The sequence below is a fragment of the Adlercreutzia equolifaciens genome (assembly GCF_029076695.1).
GTDB lineage: Bacteria > Actinomycetota > Coriobacteriia > Coriobacteriales > Eggerthellaceae > Adlercreutzia > Adlercreutzia equolifaciens_A.
In genome coordinates, this window is the sequence record NZ_JARFIK010000477.1 from 1 (window position 1) to 295 (window position 295).

The window sequence follows — 295 nt, forward strand, 5'->3', positions numbered from 1 at the left end:
GAAAAGAAGACGCTGTCGGAGAAACTGGATGAGATCATTAAGAAAATGAATGAGACGCAGGAGCATCTGACCGCCAAGGAGGATGAAATCTCCGATGCGGAAAATGAATTGATTCAGGCTCAGATTGCGGAAGATGATCAGTACGACAGCATGAAAAAGCGGATCCGTTATCTTTATGAAGGCGGTAATACACAGTTTCTGGAAATGATGATGACGAGCAGTTCGATCACAGATCTGCTGAATAAAGCCGAGTATGTGGCAAAGCTGTCTTCTTATGACCGGGATATGCTGGTTG

General features: G+C 44.7%; 1 protein-coding gene. It reads left to right on the top strand.

From position 1 onward, the window contains the following. A partial coding sequence (locus tag PZH32_RS13250; RefSeq protein ID WP_428994056.1) for a coiled-coil domain-containing protein occupies nt 1-295 on the top strand: 295 nt, incomplete at both ends.